Origin of the sequence: Helicobacter ailurogastricus (assembly GCF_001282945.1) — a bacterium.
Taxonomy (GTDB): domain Bacteria; phylum Campylobacterota; class Campylobacteria; order Campylobacterales; family Helicobacteraceae; genus Helicobacter; species Helicobacter ailurogastricus.
Map to the genome: position 1 here is coordinate 107514 of NZ_CDMG01000004.1, position 18580 is coordinate 126093.

Below are 18580 nucleotides of genomic sequence, written 5' to 3' on the forward strand. Positions count from 1 at the left end.
GGATGCACATGGTGACTACGCGTTTTGCCCCTTCACCTACGGGGCATTTACACATCGGCGGGCTTAGAACCGCCCTTTTTAACTACCTTTACGCCCGCTCGTGTGGGGGAAGGTTTTATTTACGCATTGAGGACACAGACCTCGATCGCAATGTCAAAGAGGCCACAGAGGCGATTTTAAAAGCCTTTGAGTGGGTCGGGCTAGAAGTGGATGGGCAAATTCTCTACCAATCTAAGAGGCTAGACATTTACAAACGCCACGTCCAGCAACTCTTAGATGAGGGCAAGGCGTATTATTGTTATATGTCTAAGGAAGAGCTAGAAACACTTAGAGAAACGCAAAGGGCGCAGGGGCTAACCCCCCGCTACGACCGCCGTTATAGGGACTTTAAAGGCACGCCTCCTAGTGGCGTGGAGCCTGTGGTGCGCATCAAAGCCCCCTTAAATGGGGAAGTGCGCTTCAAAGATGGGGTCAAGGGGGAGGTGTGCGTGCGAGCCGAGGAGCTAGACGACTTTGTGATCGCCCGCTCTAGTGGTGTGCCGACTTATAATTTTGTGGTGACGGTTGATGACGCTTTGATGGGGATTAGCGATGTGATCAGAGGGGATGACCACTTAAGCAACACGCCCAAGCAGATCATTTTATACCAAGCCCTAGGCTTTAAAATCCCTAATTTTTACCATGTGCCCATGATTTTAAACGAACAGGGGCACAAACTCAGCAAGAGAGATGGGGCGATGGGGGTGATGGATTATAAGGCTTTGGGCTATCTCAAAGAGGCTTTGTTAAACTTCTTGGTGCGCTTAGGTTGGAGCCACGAAGATCAAGAGATTTTTAGCTTGCAAGAGATGAAGGCATTTTTTAACCCCAAGGACTTAAACAGCGCGCCCAGTTGCTTTAGCCCCCACAAGCTTGATTGGCTCAATACCCACTACATCAAAGAAAGCCCCCCAGATTTACTAAAAGCCTTGTTGGCGGATTTTAATTTGCCTGCAAGCTTTAACGCCCTAGGCCAAATGCAACAAGACACTTTGCTAGAAGCGTTAAAAAGTCGGGCAACAAGTTTAAAAGAAATGGCTAGCGGGGTGGCCAAGGTTTTAAGCGCGCCCACAAGTTACGCCCTAGACAAGCTCAAAAACAAAACCCAAGCCCTAGAAGTGCTAAAAACCCTATTAGATCGTTTCACAGAGCAGGATTTTATTAGTGTAGAAACTTTAGACAAAACCCTACACGCCCTGATACAAGATAGGGGGCTTAAAGCCGGGGCGGTGCTGCTGCCCTTAAGGATCGCCTTGCTTGGGGAGGCTGGGGGGATTGGGGTTAAAGAAGCCTTGTTTGTGCTAGGCTTTCAGCAAAGCCTAGACAGATTTAAGGCATTTTTAGATTTTGTGGCTGTGGCTTCTGACGAAATCCACTAGCTGGCGGGTGTCGATGCCGATCGTAACAAATTGCTGGAAAGTGGTGAACCAATGACCGCCATGCCCATTTAGGCTGTGTCCATTGCCCCCACCCATGAAGTTAAAGAAAGCATCTGCGCGCACACTTAAGTACTTGTTTTTATAAACATAGTAAAGCGCGATGCGCTCAAAGTTAGGCGCGTGGTACCATGGCAAGCCAGTATAGAGCGCGCGCCCATAAGTGGCGTAAAACTTCATTTGGGGCTTGTCGGAGAAGTAGTATTTGTTGTAAAAGCCAAAGCCCTTGTACTGCACATCGAAGTCAAATTGCCCCCCAAAGCTGTTGTACCACTGGCTAGGTCCGCAACGATTGCCCGCACGCACACAGTAGTGCTCTTGCTCGCTCATCGTGCCAAAAGCGACGGTGAATTTGTCCATGAAGGGCACAAGCCGTTTGAGGTTGGTTTTAATGTAGCCATAGTAGTAGATGCGATCTAAGACCGTGGGGTTGGCGTATTTGCCCGGCACGCCCCCGAGAGGCTCACCGCTGGCATAGGGGTAGCCCCCGGGCCATAGTGGGGTGTCTCCACGCATCGCCGGGTCGGAATTGCCCCCAAAGGGATAAGGATCGCCCATGCTATAAGAGCTGGTGTTGTGGAAAGCGACCACGCGCCCCCCAAAGCCTAGATACCCCTTTAAAAACGACCACTCACTCGCCCCAAAATAGAGCATCTGATTCATGTTGTAGTGGTTGGCGGCGTATTTCTTGCCATAGACATTGTTCCAGTTGCGTCCGCCATACCAGTCGATGATAAACTCCGCCCAGCCATTCCACCAGCGGTTTGGATTGTAAGCGGGTTTATACTGAAACATCGCTCCCCGCGCGGTGGGGTCTTTAAACCAAAAGAGCTTTTTAAAGGCGGCAAGCGGGTAGGAAGCGATCGAATAAGTCCTAGGGATGATGCCGATGTAGGCGCGAAAATCCTTGCCCACTGCGCTGTAATACATGGTCACACCCCAAGAGTAGGGGAAGTAGCTGTAGTGGGTGTGCAGGTTTTGAATGAACCACGCCCCAAACATCATGGATTGGTGCTTGTCAAATTGAATCCCGATCTCGGGCATGATCCTATTTTTCATATTCACCAAGCTATTCCAATAGGGGTTGCTCTTACCCGCTAAGTTATAAGTAAAACTCATGAACTTTAAATCGTAAGCAAAAGCCACCGCCTCTGCTTGTGTCGGTAAGAACGCAGACACAAGCGCACCACACAGACCTAACTTCAATGACTTGATGTATTTCATTATAATCCTTGTAAAAATGGGAAACGAATCGTTTTAACACAAAGTAAATAAAATAAACCTTAAAAAATTTTTTATATGGTCTTAAGAGGACAAAAAATAAGACTTTTATGTATTAAATGGAGCGTTAAGCCTTTTTTACTAGGGGTTTGTATTAGGGCTTGGCTTTGGCTATAATAGACCCTCTAGGGGTTGTTGAAATCTACTTTTAATGGGGGTTGTCTGTGGTGCATGTGGTTTTAAGCGGGGGGAGTGGCAAGAGGTTGTGGCCCCTAAGTCGGGAGCATTTCCCCAAACAATTTTTAAAACTCTATGGAGAACGAAGTCTTTTTGGACTCGCCTTAGAGAGGCTAAATTCCCCCGAGGCAAAATTTTTAGTGGTGTGCAATGAAGCGCATTACTTCCATGCTCTAGAAGAGATCACAAAAGCCCAGCTAGAAAAACGCACGCAATTTTTGCTAGAGAGTGCGGGCAAGAACACCATGAACGCCTTAATGCTTGCCGCCCTCTCTTGCGATCCTAATGAAACTCTAGTCATCAGCCCCACAGACCATTTGATGGATCAAAAAGCCTTTAATGCTGCCTTAAAAACCGCCCTAGAGTGCGCTAAGGACGATCAAATGGTGCTCTTTGGAATCGCCAAGAAGCCGAGCAACCAATACGGCTTTGTGCGCTGTGCGCGCGTGCAAAATGGGGTTTGTGAAGTCTTAGACTTTATAGAAAAACCAAACCCCGAAGAGATCGCCAAATTACAGCAAGAGGGCGGGGATTTTTACATCAACAGCGGGATGTTTGTCTTTAAAGCCGGGGTGTTTTTACAAGCCTGCTTGCAACACGCCCCCCACATGCTCGAAGCGTGCAAAAAGGTGTATTACAACGCCAAAAAACTACCTACCATTTTAAAATGTGAAAACATGGATGGGTTAGAAGATGGAAGCGTGGATGTATGCTTGTGGCAAAAATGCAAGGGCTTAAAATTAGTGCCCTTAGATGCCCATTGGCAAGATGTGGGGCATTTTACGAGTTTGCAGGCGAGTTTGACCCCTGATAGCGAGGGCAATGTGGCGCACAACAACCCCCTTTTAAGCCTACATGCTAAGAACAACTACACCTGTAGCGCGCCCGATAAATTAGTGTGTTTGCTCGGGCTGGAGGAGTGCGTGGTGGTCGATAGCAAGGACGCTTTGTTAGTCGCCACAAAGGCGCATTTAGACGATTTAAAAGAGTTTGTGGCACAGGTCGAGCACAGCGCACCCCAACTGCTTAAAACCTACCCCCTAGAATACCGCCCGTGGGGGAGCTTTGAAGTTTTGCTAGAAAGACCCTTTTTTAAAGTGAAACTCTTAGAGATTGCGCCACATAAACGCCTCAGCCTACAAAGACACCAGCACAGAAGCGAACATTGGGTCGTGGTCGAGGGGGTGGCTAGCGTGGTGGTGGGCAAAAAGTCTTTAAGCGTGCCGACTAATGAGAGTGTGTTTATCAAGCAAGGGCAAATCCACAGACTAGGCAACGACACTAACCAACCTCTAAAAATCCTAGAAGTGCAATGCGGGGAGATTTTAGATGAAAGCGACATTGAACGCTTGCACGATGATTACCAACGACCTTAAAGGACATTAATGACAACAAAAAGAGCCCTCATCACGGGCATTACAGGACAGGATGGAAGTTATTTAGCCCGCTATTTATTGGATTTGGGCTATGAGGTGCATGGCATTAAGAGGCGCAGCTCGTCTTTTAACACTGCCCGTATAGACGCGATTTATGAGGACATACACGCCCATAAGAACCGCTTCTTTTTGCACTATGGCGATCTGACCGACTCGAGCAACATGACCAGCTTAATTGCCAAAGTCCAGCCCACAGAGATTTACAACCTCGCCGCCCAAAGCCATGTGCAAGTGTCCTTTGAGATGCCCGAATACACGGCGAATGTGGATGCGTTGGGAGCGTTGCGTATCTTAGAAGCCATGCGCTTTTTAGACCTAAAAGACACCCGCTTTTACCAGGCCAGCACCTCTGAGCTGTTCGGAGAAGTCTTGCAAACGCCGCAAAACGAGAACACTCCCTTTAACCCAAGAAGCCCCTACGCTGTGGCTAAACTTTACGCCTATTACATCACAAAAAACTACCGCGAAGCCTACAACATGTTTGCGGTCAATGGGATTTTATTCAACCACGAAAGCCCCATGCGCGGCGAAACCTTTGTAACGCGCAAAATCACGATGGCTTTAAGCCGCATTGTTTTGGGCTTGCAAGAGTGCTTGTATTTAGGCAATTTAGACGCAAAACGCGACTATGGACACGCTAAAGACTATGTTAAGGCCATGCATTTGATTTTACAGCATGACAAGCCCGTGGATTATGTCGTGGCAAGCGGACAGACCATGCCCATTAGAGAGTTTGTTTTAATGGCGTGTGAAAAGCTGGGGCTCAAGCTGGAGTTTCAAGGCAGTGGGCTAGAGGAAAAGGGGGTTTTGGTAGACTTCACACCCAGCCCTCTTTTAAACGGGCTAAAGCCCGTTGCCCTACAAAAAGGGCAGGTTTTGGTGCGCGTAGATGCTCGCTATTTCCGCCCCACTGAAGTGGATTTGCTCTTAGGCGATCCGTCTAAAATTGAAAGAGAGTTAGGCTGGCAAAGAGAGTTTAGCGTGCAAGATTTAGTGCTAGACATGCTGCAAAGCGATTTGGAGTTGGCCCGCAAAGAGTCTTTAACTAAGTAGCAAAACGCCCGGGCTTTTTCCAAATGCCCTTTTTGTAGGCAATGTAGAAAAAGCCCGCCCGCGCAAAGGTTTCAAAGCAAATCAACACAAAGAACCAGCGCACAGAAGCCCCCAACCGCCATAAAACAAACATGGGCAAAATCCGCAAACTCCACAGGCTACAGGTGTTGATGAACAGCGAAAACTTGGCCATCCCCGCCCCCCTAAAAGCCCCATCCAGCACAAATAAACATATGAGGGGCATTTGGCTTAAGCCCACCGCCATTAAATACCACGAAGCCACTTGCACAACCCTTGCATTGGAGCTAAAGATTGTAGCTAAGGGTTTGGCAAAGATCAGCATACACACCCCCAAAACCCCCAACAAGACTCCCGCGACCTTTAAAATCGTGCGGATGTACTCTTGCGCTCTATTCACTTGATTGGCCCCTAAGTGTTGCCCCACGAGCACCATACACGCAATGGTAAAGCCAAGGCCGGGCATGTAGCTAAAGGTTTCAATCCTTAAACCCACTTGCATGCCCGCTAAAACTTCATTGCCATAACTTGCCACAAACTTAGACACTAGCGCCATAGAAAAGAGCGTCAAAAGCCTTTCAAAGCCCGAGGGCCAGCCCACTTGCCAAGCTTTTTTAAATAAATTACCATCAAAAACCAAGCGGAACTTTAGGGGGTTTTTTTTAAGGGTGATGGCTAAAAAGAGCAACATCAGCTCTAAAAACGCCACCGCCACGCCAGCCAGTGCCGCCCCTTTAATACCAAGGCGCGCAAAGCCAAAATGCCCGAAAATCAAGGCATCGTTTAAGAACAGACAAAGCCCACTCATCAGGATTTTTAGCACAAAGGGGGTTAGAGTGTCAGACAAGCTTGCCAGCGCGCTTGCCATGGTGTTTTTAATGAAAACGGCTGGCATTGCCCAAATGAGGATTTGCAAATACTTTTTAGCCAGATCGCTAGCGGTGCCCTCTATCCCCATCCATGCCACGAAAGAGTCAATGCCTAAAAAACCCACCACCCCAGCCACCGCGCACAGGCCACACGCTCCGATTAAAATGCTTGAATATCCGATCGCGACCAATTCGGTGTCTTTCGCCCCCACTAGGCGGCTAAGTGTGGCGTTTGTGCCTATATAAAAAATAGAGTTTAGGGCATAAAAAAGCATGATGTATTGCAACCCCACCCCCATTGCCACAATGTGGTTGTCTGAGAGTTTCCCCATAAAGACCACAGACACGGCCACCACAAAGATCTCTAAAAAATTATTCACCCCTGAGGGGATGGCAAGTTTGAGTACCCGCCTTAAACGCCACCATTTTTGCGCTTTTATAATAGCAACGCTCCCGCCACCCCAAAGACCATTAAAGGGACATTATAGACCAAGAAGGTGGGTAGGCATGTGTCATAAATGTGGTTGTGTTGTCCATCGGCGTTAAGCCCCGTGGTCGGCCCTATGGTGCTATCTGAAGCCGGTGAGCCCGCATCGCCCAGGCCCGCCGCGATGCCTATTAGCAAGATGGCCGCCTTTGCATCAAAGCCTAGAGCCAAACACAGCGGGCAATAAAAAGTCGCGATGATGGGGAGCGTGCCAAAGGAAGTCCCTATGCCTAGCGTGATGAATAGCCCAATCACTAGCATAATCACAGCCCCTGCAAACTTGCCCGAGATCGCCCCACTGGCAATATGGACTAAATCCGTGATGGCGTGTGTCTTTTGCAAGACTTCGCCAAAGCCAGAAGCCACGAGCATGACAAAGGCGACAAACGCCATCATTTTCACGCCTTCATCGATCACACTATCCATTTGCCCCCACTTAATCACCCCGCCCACAAGCATCACCATAAGACCGATGAACGCCCCAAGCGGTAAAGAACCCGTAGCGATCTGCACCACAAAGGCTAAAACAATGCCGACTAAAGCGAGATAGTCTTTTGTTTGCAAATTTAATTCTTCATGGGTGGTGCTTTCCAGGCGGTCTTCATAGAAGCGGGGTTTTCTATAAAGGATCAACACCGCCACCACAAGGCCACAGAGCATGGCTAAACCAGAAATGGACATGACCGCCACCACTTCGTTAAGGTTTGTCTGTATGCCATTTTTGCGCAGATTATCCACGATGAGGTTTAAAAAGATGAGTCCAAAGCCCGCCGGAATGGTCATGTAGGGGGCTTGCAAGCCAAAGGTGAGCGCGCAAGCCACCGCCCGCCTGTCAATTTGTAAGCGATTCATTAAATGCAACAAGGGGGGGATTAAAATAGGGATAAAGGCGATATGTACGGGGATTAAATTTTGCGAAAAGCAGGCGATGAAGGCGATTAAAAAGCAAAAAACCGTGCGCTTTTGATCCATGATGTTGATGAGTTTATGCAAAAGCACTTTCATTAAGTTGCCGCTAGAAATCGTGACCGCCAAAGCCCCGAGCAAAACATAGCTTAAAGCGGTTTCTAAATTGCCCTGCATGCCATTGATCATAATTTTAGTCGTGTCTACAAGCCCCAGCCCGCCCATAAGCCCCCCCACAAGCGCGGCGCTGATGATCGCAAGCAAGATATTCAAGCGAGCAAGGCTCAAACCCACCATGACAAGCACGGCAACGACCGCTGGATTGCTCCATAAAGCCATAACGCTACCTGTTTAACCCACTCTTTAAAACCACCCCCATCACTTTTGCTCCCTAACGAGAGCATGCGCAAAATCTTGTAACGCTTTTTTGGTGGCTAAGATAAAGGGCTCAGGCATGCGCCCATCCTCTAACTCAATCCTCTTTGCTTGGTAGGTGCTAGCCGCCTTTTCAAAACGAGATAAAACGAGAGCTCTAAGCAGATAGCATTTGTAGGGCTCACCCATTGTATCGCAGATAGCGCCCGTAAAAAGAGTGGAGCGATCGCCTTGCAAGGCCAAATTATGGCTCGTGATGGCAGAGCGCATAAAATGCGTGGCTAAAACTTGGCTAAGAAACCCATCGCTTCTTAGTGCAGAATAAGCACTTAATAAAGACGAGTTTAACCCCACAAACGCCAACAACACCATTTTTAAGATTTTTAAACGCATGTTAATCCACCACTCTTCTTATCAAAGGCTTGTAGGTGTCTATGCGCCGATCCCTAAAAAATGGCCACATTTGGCGCACCCTTGCACTTTCATCCAAATCGATGCACGCATACAAAATTTCTTCCTCAAAGCCCGCTTGAGCTAATTCTTTGCCAAAAGCCCCAAAAACAAAGCTGGAGCCAAAAAACTCCAAGCCACTGGTCTTGCCCGAGGGGTCAGACTCAAAGCCTACCCGATTAGACGCGATGACGGGGATCGTGTTGGCGATGCTATGCCCCCTTTGCACCCCCATCCACGCCTGCCTTTGCAGGGCCTTTTCTTCTAAATCCTCGCTCTCTTCATCGCAAAACCACCCGATGGCACTAGGATAAATCAAAATGTCCGCCTTTTGCAACGCCATAAGCCGTGCGGCCTCTGGATACCACTGATCCCAACACACCAAAACCCCTAAATTGCCCACACTGCTAGCGATGGGGGCGTATTTATCCCCCGGGGTAAAGTAAAACTTTTCGTAAAATCTAGGATCATCGGGGATGTGCATTTTTCTTTGCACCCCAAGCAATTTGCCGTCCTTTTCAAACACCACCGCACTATTGTGGTACACCCCCACCATGCGCTCCTCAAAGAGTGAGCCCACCAACACCACTTCGTGCGCCTTAGCCAGAGCGCTTAAAAAATTGCACTGCGCCTTAAAGTCCTTCGCCCACGCAAAATACTTAGGGTCTTCGTGCTGGCAAAAATAGGGGTAGGGGTGTAACTCGGGCAAGACCACTAAATTTAATTGCGGGTGTCTCTCTTTGGCTTGCGCTAGAAGCTTAGTCGTGTGCTCTAAAGTGGCTTGCGCGCTGCCCTGATAGCCGTGTTGCAAAATGGCTACACAAATGGGGGGTCTTGTGCCTGTCTTAAAATCCTGCATTTTTCGCTCCTTTAAAAAAGACAAATTATAACAAAAAACCTACTCTTGGGCGAGAGTCTTCAAATACCCATTTTCACTCAGCATCACATACAACCGCCCGAGCATCTCCTTTTTATCCTCGTTGTCCTCTAAAAGCTCGCTGTCTTCGATTTTTTGTTTTAAAATCCGCTCGATCTCTTTGGTGTCGTAATCCAAATCCTCCAAAGCGTCTAGGATGGTTTGGGCTTGGGCAATGTCGGTAAGTTCATAACCACTTTCTGCGATTTGCACGCTGCACTCTGTGGGGTGTGTGAATAAATTATGGTGCATGCCCAGCACCTCTTGATAAGCCCCCACTAAAAAGAAGCCCAAAAAGTAATCCTCTTGGCGCACATCCACATCGTGCAAGAATAGGGGCTTGTCTTTATCAAAGCTGATCTCCCCATCGCTATCGCATGTGATGTCCCACAAACTCGCACTCCTTGTGGGCTCTTCATCGAGTTTGTGTAGGGGCATCACAGGAAAGCCCTGTCTTAAGCCCCAATAATCGGGCAAGCTTTGGAAAAACGAGCAGTTGAGTAAATACCGCTCTTGCACCTGCTCTTGGATACGGATGATGTCGTTATGATCTTTGTGGCGTAGAAACCCGATCGCCTTTTTGATGATCAAATGCCCCAACACCTCAGCATTGCTGCGATCTTGCAAGTCTATATAGCCCAAATCAAAGAGCGTAAACAGCGACTCCATATGATCTAAGCTGTCGTGCAAATACTCAATGGCGTTTTTGCTGTTGATGTTGTGGTATAAATCCTCCATCTCTGCCACTAAGGGGGGGTTGGATTTTTTAAGCCGCAAGGTGCTTTCGTCATAATCTTGAGAAAATAGTTCTAATACAGGCGCAACCAACACAGCATGTGTGGCACTGATAAACCGCCCCGACTCGATAAAAATGTTAGGCTCTAACTCTTTTTTATTCTTCACAATCTCTTTTAATAAAAACACCACATCGCCGGCAAACTCTTCTAGGGTGTAGTTGCGCTCGCATTGGTGTTTGTGCTGCGAATACTCAATGGCAAGCCCCCCCCCGATGTTGATGCTATTTAGATTAAACGCCCCCATTTTACGCAACTCGGCGTAAATGTTGCCCGCCTCTTTAAGGGCCTTTTTTAAGGGCGTGATGTCGCTAATTTGGCTGCCGATATGGAAGTGGATCATGGAAAGTTGTCCGAGGAGTCCGTGCGTTTCCAGTAGGTGCATGGCTTCTAGTAATTCAGTGCTGGCAAGCCCAAATTTGGCGTGGATGCCCGTGCTTTTAGCCCACACCCCCACCCCCGAGCTGTGTAAGCGCACACGGATGCCAATTTTAGGACAAAACTTAACATTTTCGCCAATCGTGTTATTTTCGAGCGCCACTTCAATGATGCTCTTTAATTCACTGAGGCCCTCAATGGTGAGTGTGATGTCCGCCCCCATGCTCGCGGCGATGAAGCCTAGCTCGATCATCTCCTTGTCTTTAAAGCCATTGACGGTGATGGGGGCGTTTTCGTGGACATACGCCATCGCTAAAATCAGCTCCGCTTTAGAGCCCGCTTCCAGTCCATACGCCCCCTTGAATTGCTCTGAAATCTCCACCAAAGCGTGCACGAAGTTTGGCATGTGATTGACCTTTAAAGGAAAGACCGCCTTAAACGCCCCGCCGTAATTGTATTGTGCGATGGCGTGGGAGAACATGGAAAAGAGCTTGTGTACTTGTTTGGCGATCAAGTGGGGGAAGCGAAGCAACAAAGGGCCTTTAAAGCCCTGCTCGCGCATGTCTAAAACCATGTCTAATAGGCTTGGCTTGTTGCCGGCATTGACTTTTACAAGCCCCCCCTCGATGATAAAATCCTCCTTGCCCCAGTAATTCAAGCCATAATTTTGCATGCCAATCCCTATGCATTAATAAGCTTTCAGTATAACTAAAAAACCCCCTTTTGTGTTACAATTCCCCCTATGAAAACCAACCCCCCCGCCATGCACGCCCTGCTAAATGCCCCAGCCTTAAAAAACTACCCCAAAGACAGCCTAAAATCCCTAGCCACCGCCCTTTTTAAAGCGCACCAAGAAACCCCCTTTACTTGCGCTAATTTGGACGAGTGGGTCGGACTTGTCAAGGAACGCTACCACGCTGTAATGTCGCCCCCCTTAAAGCCCCTTTACAACGCTACGGGGGTTGTGCTTTCTACAAATTTGGGGCGTGCGTGTTTAGAGCCTAGCCATTTGAAAGAATTAGAGCTTTTAAGCGGGTATGTCAATTTAGAAGTGGATGACACGGGCAAAAGGGCTAACCGCTGCCACTTAGTGCAAGAGCTTTTAAAAATGCTCTTTGGGGCAGAAGATGCCCTCATCTTAAATAACAATGCCAGTGCCTTAGTCTTAGTCGCGAGTGTCTTTGCGCCCAAAGCCCAAAACAAAGAAACTTTACTTTCCTACGGGCAATTAGTGGAGATCGGGGGGCATTTTAGGGCGCACGAGCTTTTAGATTGTGTGACAAACCTTAAATTTGTCGGCAGCACAAACAAAACCTACCTACAAGACTACCAACACGCCCTAAGCCCACAAACAACACTCATCACAACCATCCACTTAAGCAACTTCTCCCAACAAGGCTTTGTCGCCTCTGTTAGGGCAAAAGAATTGTATAAACTCGCCACGGCGCATAAAATCTTATTTTATGAAGACTTGGGGAGCATGCAAGGCATTGAAGAAGTGCAAAAATCCTTAAAACACGCCCACTTGGTGAGCTTTAGCGCGGATAAACTCTTAGGCAGTGTGCAAGGGGGGATTGTGCTAGGGGCTAAAGAGTGCGTCCAAGCTTTAGCCAAACACCCCCTTTATCGGGCGTTTAGAGCGGATAAAATCCAGCTTTACATGCTCGCTAGAAGTTTGCAAGCGCATATACAAGGGCAAACAAACCCCACACAAAGACTCTTAGCCCAAGACAGAGACACCCTTTTAAACAAGGCGTTAAAACTTTTACAGCTTTTAAGCGCAACGCCCATTAAAGCCATGCTTTTAGAAACAACCGCCCGCATAGGCGGGGGTGTGGCTGACAACGGGTTGAGAAGTTTTGGGCTACTTTTAACGTCTAAAAGAGATTTTAAAGAGTTTCATAACGTCCTTCACCAACAGGGGCTTGCCTGCGTGTTGCGCTCTGATGGGGTGCTTTTGGACACCTTCGCCCTTTTTGAAAAGGACTTGGTGGGCATTGCCCGCATCGTTAAGAGCGCGCTCTAAGTTTTAAACTGGTTGATTTCTATGTCTAGCGCGGCGGTGGAGGTGTTGAGCGAATTGGCTAGGTTAGCGATCTCTTTGGCATCCTCTAGGGATTCGTTGGTGGCGTTTTCTACTTGAGTTAAACGCCCCGCCATGGCATGGACGCTCTCCCCGGTTTTGTTGTAATCCTTGATGAAAGCGTGGGTGTTTTCCACCACCGCCCCCACCTCTGCACTCATGGTTTTAAAGCGCTCTTGCACCTCCATACTGCCCGCGCTGAGCTCTTCAATTTTCTTAGAATTGAGATTCATTTGGCTGCTGACATCGTTGATCTCTTGCACGATCACCCCGATTGTGCTGTTGATCTCGGCTAGGCTTTTTTGTGTGCGTGCGGCTAGGTTACGCACTTCATCGGCCACCACCGCAAAGCCACGCCCATGCTCGCCCGCTCTAGCGGCCTCAATGGCGGCGTTTAAAGCTAATAAGTTTGTCTGATCGGCGATGTCGTTGATGATGTGTAAAATGCTTTTCACGCTGTCGGCGTTTTTGCTGAGTTGCTCAATCTTATTAGCCAATTCTTCCTCGGTTTTAGCCCCTTCTAATATTTGGACCAACATTGTGGCTAAAGAAGCATTAGACTCTTCAATGGAAACTTGCATTTGTCCTAACTTACTACCCACATCTTGGGCGGTCTGAACCGAGCGCGCCACAGAAGCGGTCAGCGCACTAGACTCTTGGTAAATGTCGTGGATCACGGCTGCATTGCCCTTAGCCCGTTTATAGGTGGCATCAATGATGGTTTTTAATTTGTGCGCTAAAGACTTGTTATGTACGCTATTGTCTTTCATGTTCTGCACGCACTTGTGGATTTTTTCCACAAAGGTGTTGATGCTTGCGGCGACTTTATTCACATCATCACTCCCCCTTTTCACCACTAAGCGTTTAGTTAAGTCCTTATCCCCTTGTCCAAAGTTATAAACCTGTTTCACAGTTGCTTTGAGACGCCGGATGATCGCAAAATAAATGGCGATGCTAGAAATCAAAATCATCAGCAACACCGTGCCACTGATCCACACAGCCAAAATGTGCGAATTTTTTAGCATTCTTTTTTTTGCATCTTCCTCGACACTATCAAAGTCTTTTAAAATATCGCTGTAGTAGGTGGTCGTTACAATGACCATATCGCTCACCGGGTCGTATTTGCTGTAAGCCACTTTAGGCTCAGGTGTGCCCCCGGCAGATTTGGGCATTTTGTAGCGGGTGTAACCCCCGCCTTTTTGCGCCTCCTCTAAATAGCCACGCACATAATAAACTCCATCTGGACTCTGCAAGTTGAGCCCACTTTTACCCACAGTGTCTGGATTGACTGGATCAAAGAGCACCTTACCCTCTTTATCCACCGCCACCATATAAACCGAACTTCGGTCATTGTTGATGACTTTAAAATAGTCTAGAGTGAATTTGAGAGCCAGCTCTTTTGAAGACTGTATGCGGTAGAAGCGGTGTATTCCATGCTCGATTAAGCTAAACATGTCTCGCAAGGCTTCTTCTTTCTTTTTGATAATATCTTGTTCTGTAACATGGATCAATTCCTGCACGAGGACATGTTGCTTATAATCTGTCAGCAAGATCACTAAGATACCCAACACAACCAAAGAGAAGAAAATATTCAGTAAGATTTTGATTCCAACACGCATCGCCTCATCCCCCAGCCTTGATCTAACTTACCTAATCTGACGGACGCACAATATCGCAAGATGGACTCAAGCAATAACAACTAGGTACGAACCACCCCTTATAACAAAATCCCACTTTAAACCACTTAAAATCTATAATGAAACCGCATCCCATAGCGGGCGTAGCCCTTGCTGTCCCAGCCAATCTCTGGGTACAATTCCCAGTTTTTGCGGTATTTGCTCGTGAATAAATACGCAAAGCCCCAGCCAATTAAAGACCCAACCACCACTTGCAAGATCGAATGCTCGCGCGCGACTACACGGCTCGCATCGGTTAAAATCGCTAGGGCGATCACGGGCAGGGCGGGCTTCCAGCCATAGCGGTAATAGACAAAGCCAGCCGCGCTCCACGCCCCCCCCGCATGCCCGCTTGGCATCCCCCGCCAGCTATCACAACAAGGCCTTTTGGCAAAGGGCACATGCGCGCCTCTTTTATGGGCATCCGAAAAAATATTTTTCACTTCATAGATCACCCCTTGCGTGACTAAAGAGCCGATTGTAAGCTCGCCCAGCCCCCGATAATCGCGCATGCCAAGGCTCACAATGCCTACAAATACAGGCATCAGCCGCAAGACATCCCCGATGTCTTCTAAGATCACGGCATCCCTTGAAATCTCCGCGCGCCCTAAACCACTCAACAATAAAAACACCAAGCACAAACGACCTAATTTTTTCAGCATAACCTCCATTATAGCATTTTGTTTAGGGTATAATGCCCTTTATGTTTGGCTATTTTTTGCTAAGTTTTGCTTGTGTCTTGGGCGTGGTTTTTTACGCTAAAAAATCTGAGATTTTCACCGACAATGCCGACAAACCCCAAGGCTTTCACACCAAAAAAACCCCTAGAGCGGGGGGTTTGGGTGTGTTTGTCGTGTTTGTCTTTAGTGGGGGGTTTTTGGGCATGTGGGGGTTTTTAGGGGGAGTGCTCATTTTTATCAGCGGCTTTTTAGAGGATTTAAACTTCTCTTTAAGCCCCAAAATGCGCCTCATTTTACAGAGTCTGGGCGTGTTTGTGGTGGTGCTCTTTGCCCCCTTGATTTTAAAAGACTTTGCTCCGATTTTTAGCCTCCCCTTGCTTTTGGCCTTGCCCTTGAGTGTCTTTATGCTCGTGGGCGTGGTCAATGCCATGAACATCATCGATGGCTTTAACGGGCTAGCCGGGGGCTTTGGGGTGTTGGCTTTAGGCTTTATGTATCTAGCCGCCCCAAACCCCTTCATTTTAGCCATGCTCTGCGCCTTGTTGGGCTTTTTAGTGTTGAACTTCCCTAAAGGGCTCGTTTTTTTAGGCGATGGGGGGGCTTATCTTTTGGGTTTTATTTTGGGAGCGGCGCTTATGGATTTAGCCTTAAAGGGGGCGGCAAGCGCGTGGTTTGGGCTGGCCTTAATGATCTATCCTGTAACAGAAGTGTTGTTTTCCATCACGCGGCGTAAGTTGCAAAAACAAAAGGCGACCATGCCAGATGCCCTGCACCTACACACCTTGCTGTTTAAAGCCTTGCAAAAGAAGCCTTGTTTTTTAAACCCCAACGCCTTAACGGGCTTGCTGGTGGTGCTTGCCAATCTCCCCTTTATGTGGGGCAGTTTTTTATGCCGCCACCATCCCTACGGCCTCTTGATTCTCATCGCTCTTTTTGTGTGGGTGTATCTCAAGCTGTATTCTAAACTCAAAAAAGGGACAACATGCGCTTAGGGCTAAACATCGATCACATCGCCACGCTAAGAGAGGCAAGAAAAATCCACGAGCCAGACCCCTTAGAAGCGATCTTTATCGCCAAAAATGCGGGCGTGGATTTAATCACTTTACATTTAAGAGAAGACCGCCGCCACATCCACGAGGACGATGTGAAAAGCATCCTCAAGCACGCCCCCCTGCCCATCAACGCCGAGTGTGCCATTGACCCTGAAATCACCAAAATTTTATGCCATTTGCGCCCCTTTAAAGCAACTTTAGTGCCTGAAAGGCGGGCGGAGATCACCACAGAGGGGGGACTAAATTTAAAACATCCCCAATTAAAAGACACGATCAAGGCTTACGCCGATTGTGGGATCGAAGTTGCCCTTTTCATTGACCCGAGTGTGCAAAATTTAGAATTGGCGTGCGCGCTAGGCGTTAAGGTTGTGGAACTACACACGGGCAAGTTTAGCAATGTGTTTAACACCCTTTACACGGGCTTTAAACACCATAAAAACCGCCTAGATTTACCAAAGGACAGCGCCACTTTAAAAAATATGCTCGAGGAGAGTTTAGAGGAGCTAGTGCAAAGCACGCTAGCGGGGCAAAAAATGGGGCTTGAAGTGTGCGCCGGGCATGGCTTGAATTATGCCAGCGTTGGGTTAGTCGCGCGCCTTGAGGGCCTTAGTGAGCTCAACATCGGGCATGCCATCATCGCGCGGGCGGTGATCGTTGGGCTAGAGCAGGCGATTAAATCCATGCAAGAGGCGATGCATGCGCGCTAAAATCGCCATTTCTATTGGGGACATTCAAGGCGTGGGGCCAGAGATTGCCCTAAAGGCACACTTTAGCATCAGCCAAAGTTGCCAGCCCATCTATTGCGTGCATAGTGAGCTTTTAGCGCAAGCCAACGCCCGCTTAAGCCACGCCTACACCAAAGCCCTAGAAAACATGCAGTGTGCCGCCCCTAAAGCCGCACAACCCACCATCAAGCCCGCTAGCATAGACAAAGAGAGCGGGTTTTACAGCCATGCGAGCTTTTTACGCGCTTTGGATTTGGCCGATGACGGGGTGGTGAGCGGGGTTTGCACTTTGCCCATCCACAAGCACGCTTGGCAGCTGGCGGGCATTGCCACCCCCGGGCACACCGCCTTTTTAAGGCAACGCTACCGACAAGAGGCGATCATGATGCTTGGTTGCCCTAAGCTGTGGGTCGCGCTCTTTAGCGAGCACATCCCCTTAAGCGCGGTGAGCACAAAGGTGTGCCTAGAGCCTTTAAAAGAGTTTTTACACACTTTGGCACAAGTCTTAGACACCCCAGAGCCCATTGTGGTTTTGGGAATCGATCCGCATTGTGGAGACAATGGGGCGATTGGCGTACAAGATAAAGAGGTACAAGAGGCGATCGAGCAAGCCAACGCCCTTTTAAACACGTCCAAATTCTTAGGGCCCGTGCCGGCTGATAGCGCCTTTAGTCCCCACTTTAGGGCAAAACACCGCCATTTTGTGGCCCTTTATCACGATATAGGGTTAGCCCCCCTTAAGGCTCTTTATTTTGAAGAGAGCATCAATGTGTCTTTAAATTTACCCATCAAAAGGGCCTCAGTCGATCACGGCTGCGCCTTTGACATCGCCTACCAAAACAAGGCAAGCCCCAAAAGCTATGAAAATGCCATTAGGTGGCTGGTGGGGCTTTAAGAAAGCCTTTTTAATTTCCGCCAAAGGCAAAATTTAATCCATGAGCGTTTGGCAATCCTTTGGATTTTATACAGGATATAGCCTATCAGAAATCGTTTCGTCAGTAGGGATTCAAAGCGCACAAAATGAGCCCGCAAGTCATTATCCTTGAGCCAGTTGTAATAATTTTCAAAGTAAATGGGGGCAAAGGGGGTGTGCAATAAAGCGTTGATCCAAATTTGGGCTGTATGGAAGTTTTCTGGCTTCCATGGCTTGTCTGAATCGGCACTATAAAAATGCCACATGATGACTTCTTTAGGGTCCTTAATGCCTTGATGCCTGGAGTGCTCTTTTACACCAAAATCGCAGGGGTTGGTGTTGTAGGTGGATGGCAATTCTAGGATATTTTGATGGCACAAAAGCGTCAAGGTGTCTTGTTCTGGGCAAAAGAGTCCATGCCCTTTTTGAGAGAAAAACGCCACACATTGTTCCTCTAGATTGTGTGCGCGCCAAGCTTTTAGGTTGAAGACAACAAACCCCGTATTGAAGGGGTTTTTATAGATGATTTGCCATTGTTCTTGAGATAAAAAATGCCTAGAGATGGGCATCCCTGCGGTGATTGCCCATATTTGACGTGTTTCGATCAAGTCTGCTACACTGGCATCACGTCTAAACTCTTTGGCCGCAGCTAGGTAATAGGGACTTTCGGCATCTAGGGCAAAGTAGCTCGCGCTCATGTCTTGTGTAAAAACCACATCCACATCGCACATGATGAGTTTGTCGTATTGGGGAAATAAAGAGGGCAAGATAAAGCGGGTGAGAATCAAGGGCGAAAAGCGTTTTTGGGCGAAAGGGCTTAAAGATTTAAAGAGAAT

Annotated in this window: 16 protein-coding genes; 7 read left to right on the plus strand and 9 right to left on the minus strand. The window is 48.1% G+C overall.

Going from position 1 to position 18580, the window contains the following annotated elements:
- Positions 1 to 2: 2 nt before the first annotated feature.
- Positions 3 to 1418, plus strand: a complete 1416-nt coding sequence (gene gltX / locus HAL07_RS03555; RefSeq protein ID WP_053945140.1) for a glutamate--tRNA ligase — start codon at positions 3 to 5, stop codon at positions 1416 to 1418.
- Here gltX and HAL07_RS03560 read toward each other — a convergent pair.
- Positions 1380 to 2699: a hypothetical protein gene (locus HAL07_RS03560; protein WP_053945141.1), complete on the minus strand. Its 1320-nt coding sequence runs from the start codon at positions 2697 to 2699 to the stop codon at positions 1380 to 1382. The genes gltX and HAL07_RS03560 overlap by 39 nt on opposite strands.
- 221 nt (positions 2700 to 2920) lie before the next feature.
- Between HAL07_RS03560 and HAL07_RS03565 the strand changes: the two genes are divergently transcribed.
- On the plus strand, positions 2921 to 4309 hold the full coding sequence (locus HAL07_RS03565) for a mannose-1-phosphate guanylyltransferase/mannose-6-phosphate isomerase (protein ID WP_053945142.1): 1389 nt from the start codon (positions 2921 to 2923) through the stop codon (positions 4307 to 4309).
- A 9-nt stretch (positions 4310 to 4318) separates the two neighbouring features.
- Positions 4319 to 5422, plus strand: a complete 1104-nt coding sequence (gene gmd / locus HAL07_RS03570) for a GDP-mannose 4,6-dehydratase (RefSeq protein WP_053945143.1) — start codon at positions 4319 to 4321, stop codon at positions 5420 to 5422.
- Here the strand turns inward: gmd and HAL07_RS03575 are convergent.
- From HAL07_RS03575 to speA, 5 genes are read right to left on the minus strand one after another with little or no spacing between them, the layout of a single operon-like run.
- Positions 5415 to 6689, minus strand: a complete 1275-nt coding sequence (locus HAL07_RS03575; RefSeq protein ID WP_238374481.1) for an MATE family efflux transporter — start codon at positions 6687 to 6689, stop codon at positions 5415 to 5417. The genes gmd and HAL07_RS03575 overlap by 8 nt on opposite strands.
- Positions 6690 to 6745: 56 nt before the next feature.
- On the minus strand, positions 6746 to 8041 hold the full coding sequence (locus HAL07_RS03580) for a Na+/H+ antiporter family protein (RefSeq protein WP_053945145.1): 1296 nt from the start codon (positions 8039 to 8041) through the stop codon (positions 6746 to 6748).
- Between the two features lie 39 nt (positions 8042 to 8080).
- The gene (locus HAL07_RS03585; protein WP_053940867.1) at positions 8081 to 8470 is read right to left on the minus strand and encodes a hypothetical protein; all 390 of its coding nucleotides are present in this window, start codon (positions 8468 to 8470) and stop codon (positions 8081 to 8083) included.
- A gap of 1 nt (position 8471) precedes the next feature.
- Positions 8472 to 9386, minus strand: coding sequence for a carbon-nitrogen hydrolase (locus HAL07_RS03590; protein ID WP_053945146.1), 915 nt, complete (start codon positions 9384 to 9386; stop codon positions 8472 to 8474).
- 39 nt (positions 9387 to 9425) lie between these two features.
- Positions 9426 to 11288: an arginine decarboxylase gene (gene speA, locus HAL07_RS03595; protein WP_053945147.1), complete on the minus strand. Its 1863-nt coding sequence runs from the start codon at positions 11286 to 11288 to the stop codon at positions 9426 to 9428.
- 69 nt (positions 11289 to 11357) lie between these two features.
- On the opposite strand from speA, the gene selA reads away from it, so the two are divergent.
- Positions 11358 to 12641, plus strand: coding sequence for an L-seryl-tRNA(Sec) selenium transferase (gene selA / locus HAL07_RS03600; RefSeq protein WP_082355816.1), 1284 nt, complete (start codon positions 11358 to 11360; stop codon positions 12639 to 12641).
- Here the strand turns inward: selA and HAL07_RS03605 are convergent.
- The gene (locus HAL07_RS03605) at positions 12638 to 14317 is read right to left on the minus strand and encodes a methyl-accepting chemotaxis protein (protein WP_053945148.1); all 1680 of its coding nucleotides are present in this window, start codon (positions 14315 to 14317) and stop codon (positions 12638 to 12640) included. The two genes, selA and HAL07_RS03605, sit on opposite strands and share 4 nt — an antisense overlap.
- Positions 14318 to 14442: 125 nt before the next feature.
- Positions 14443 to 15036 carry a phosphatase PAP2 family protein gene (locus HAL07_RS03610; RefSeq protein ID WP_197271562.1) on the minus strand — a complete coding sequence of 198 codons (594 nt, stop codon included), beginning with the start codon at positions 15034 to 15036 and terminating at the stop codon, positions 14443 to 14445.
- Between the two features lie 32 nt (positions 15037 to 15068).
- Here HAL07_RS03610 and HAL07_RS03615 point away from each other — a divergent pair, with 32 nt between their 5' ends.
- Genes HAL07_RS03615 through pdxA form a run of 3 tightly spaced genes read left to right on the plus strand, consistent with a single transcriptional unit; the run spans position 15069 to position 17726 of the window.
- A complete protein-coding gene (locus HAL07_RS03615; RefSeq protein WP_082355817.1) occupies positions 15069 to 16046 on the plus strand; it encodes a glycosyltransferase family 4 protein in 978 nt (325 codons plus the stop codon).
- On the plus strand, positions 16037 to 16813 hold the full coding sequence (locus tag HAL07_RS03620; protein WP_053945149.1) for a pyridoxine 5'-phosphate synthase: 777 nt from the start codon (positions 16037 to 16039) through the stop codon (positions 16811 to 16813). The genes HAL07_RS03615 and HAL07_RS03620 overlap by 10 nt, the downstream gene beginning before the upstream one ends.
- Positions 16803 to 17726 (plus strand): 4-hydroxythreonine-4-phosphate dehydrogenase, encoded by a 924-nt coding sequence (gene pdxA / locus HAL07_RS03625; RefSeq protein WP_053945150.1) that lies wholly within the window; start codon positions 16803 to 16805, stop codon positions 17724 to 17726. Before HAL07_RS03620 ends, pdxA begins: the two co-directional genes overlap by 11 nt.
- Here the strand turns inward: pdxA and HAL07_RS03630 are convergent.
- On the minus strand, positions 17723 to 18580 hold the full coding sequence (locus tag HAL07_RS03630; protein ID WP_082355818.1) for a glycosyltransferase family 8 protein: 858 nt from the start codon (positions 18578 to 18580) through the stop codon (positions 17723 to 17725). The two genes, pdxA and HAL07_RS03630, sit on opposite strands and share 4 nt — an antisense overlap.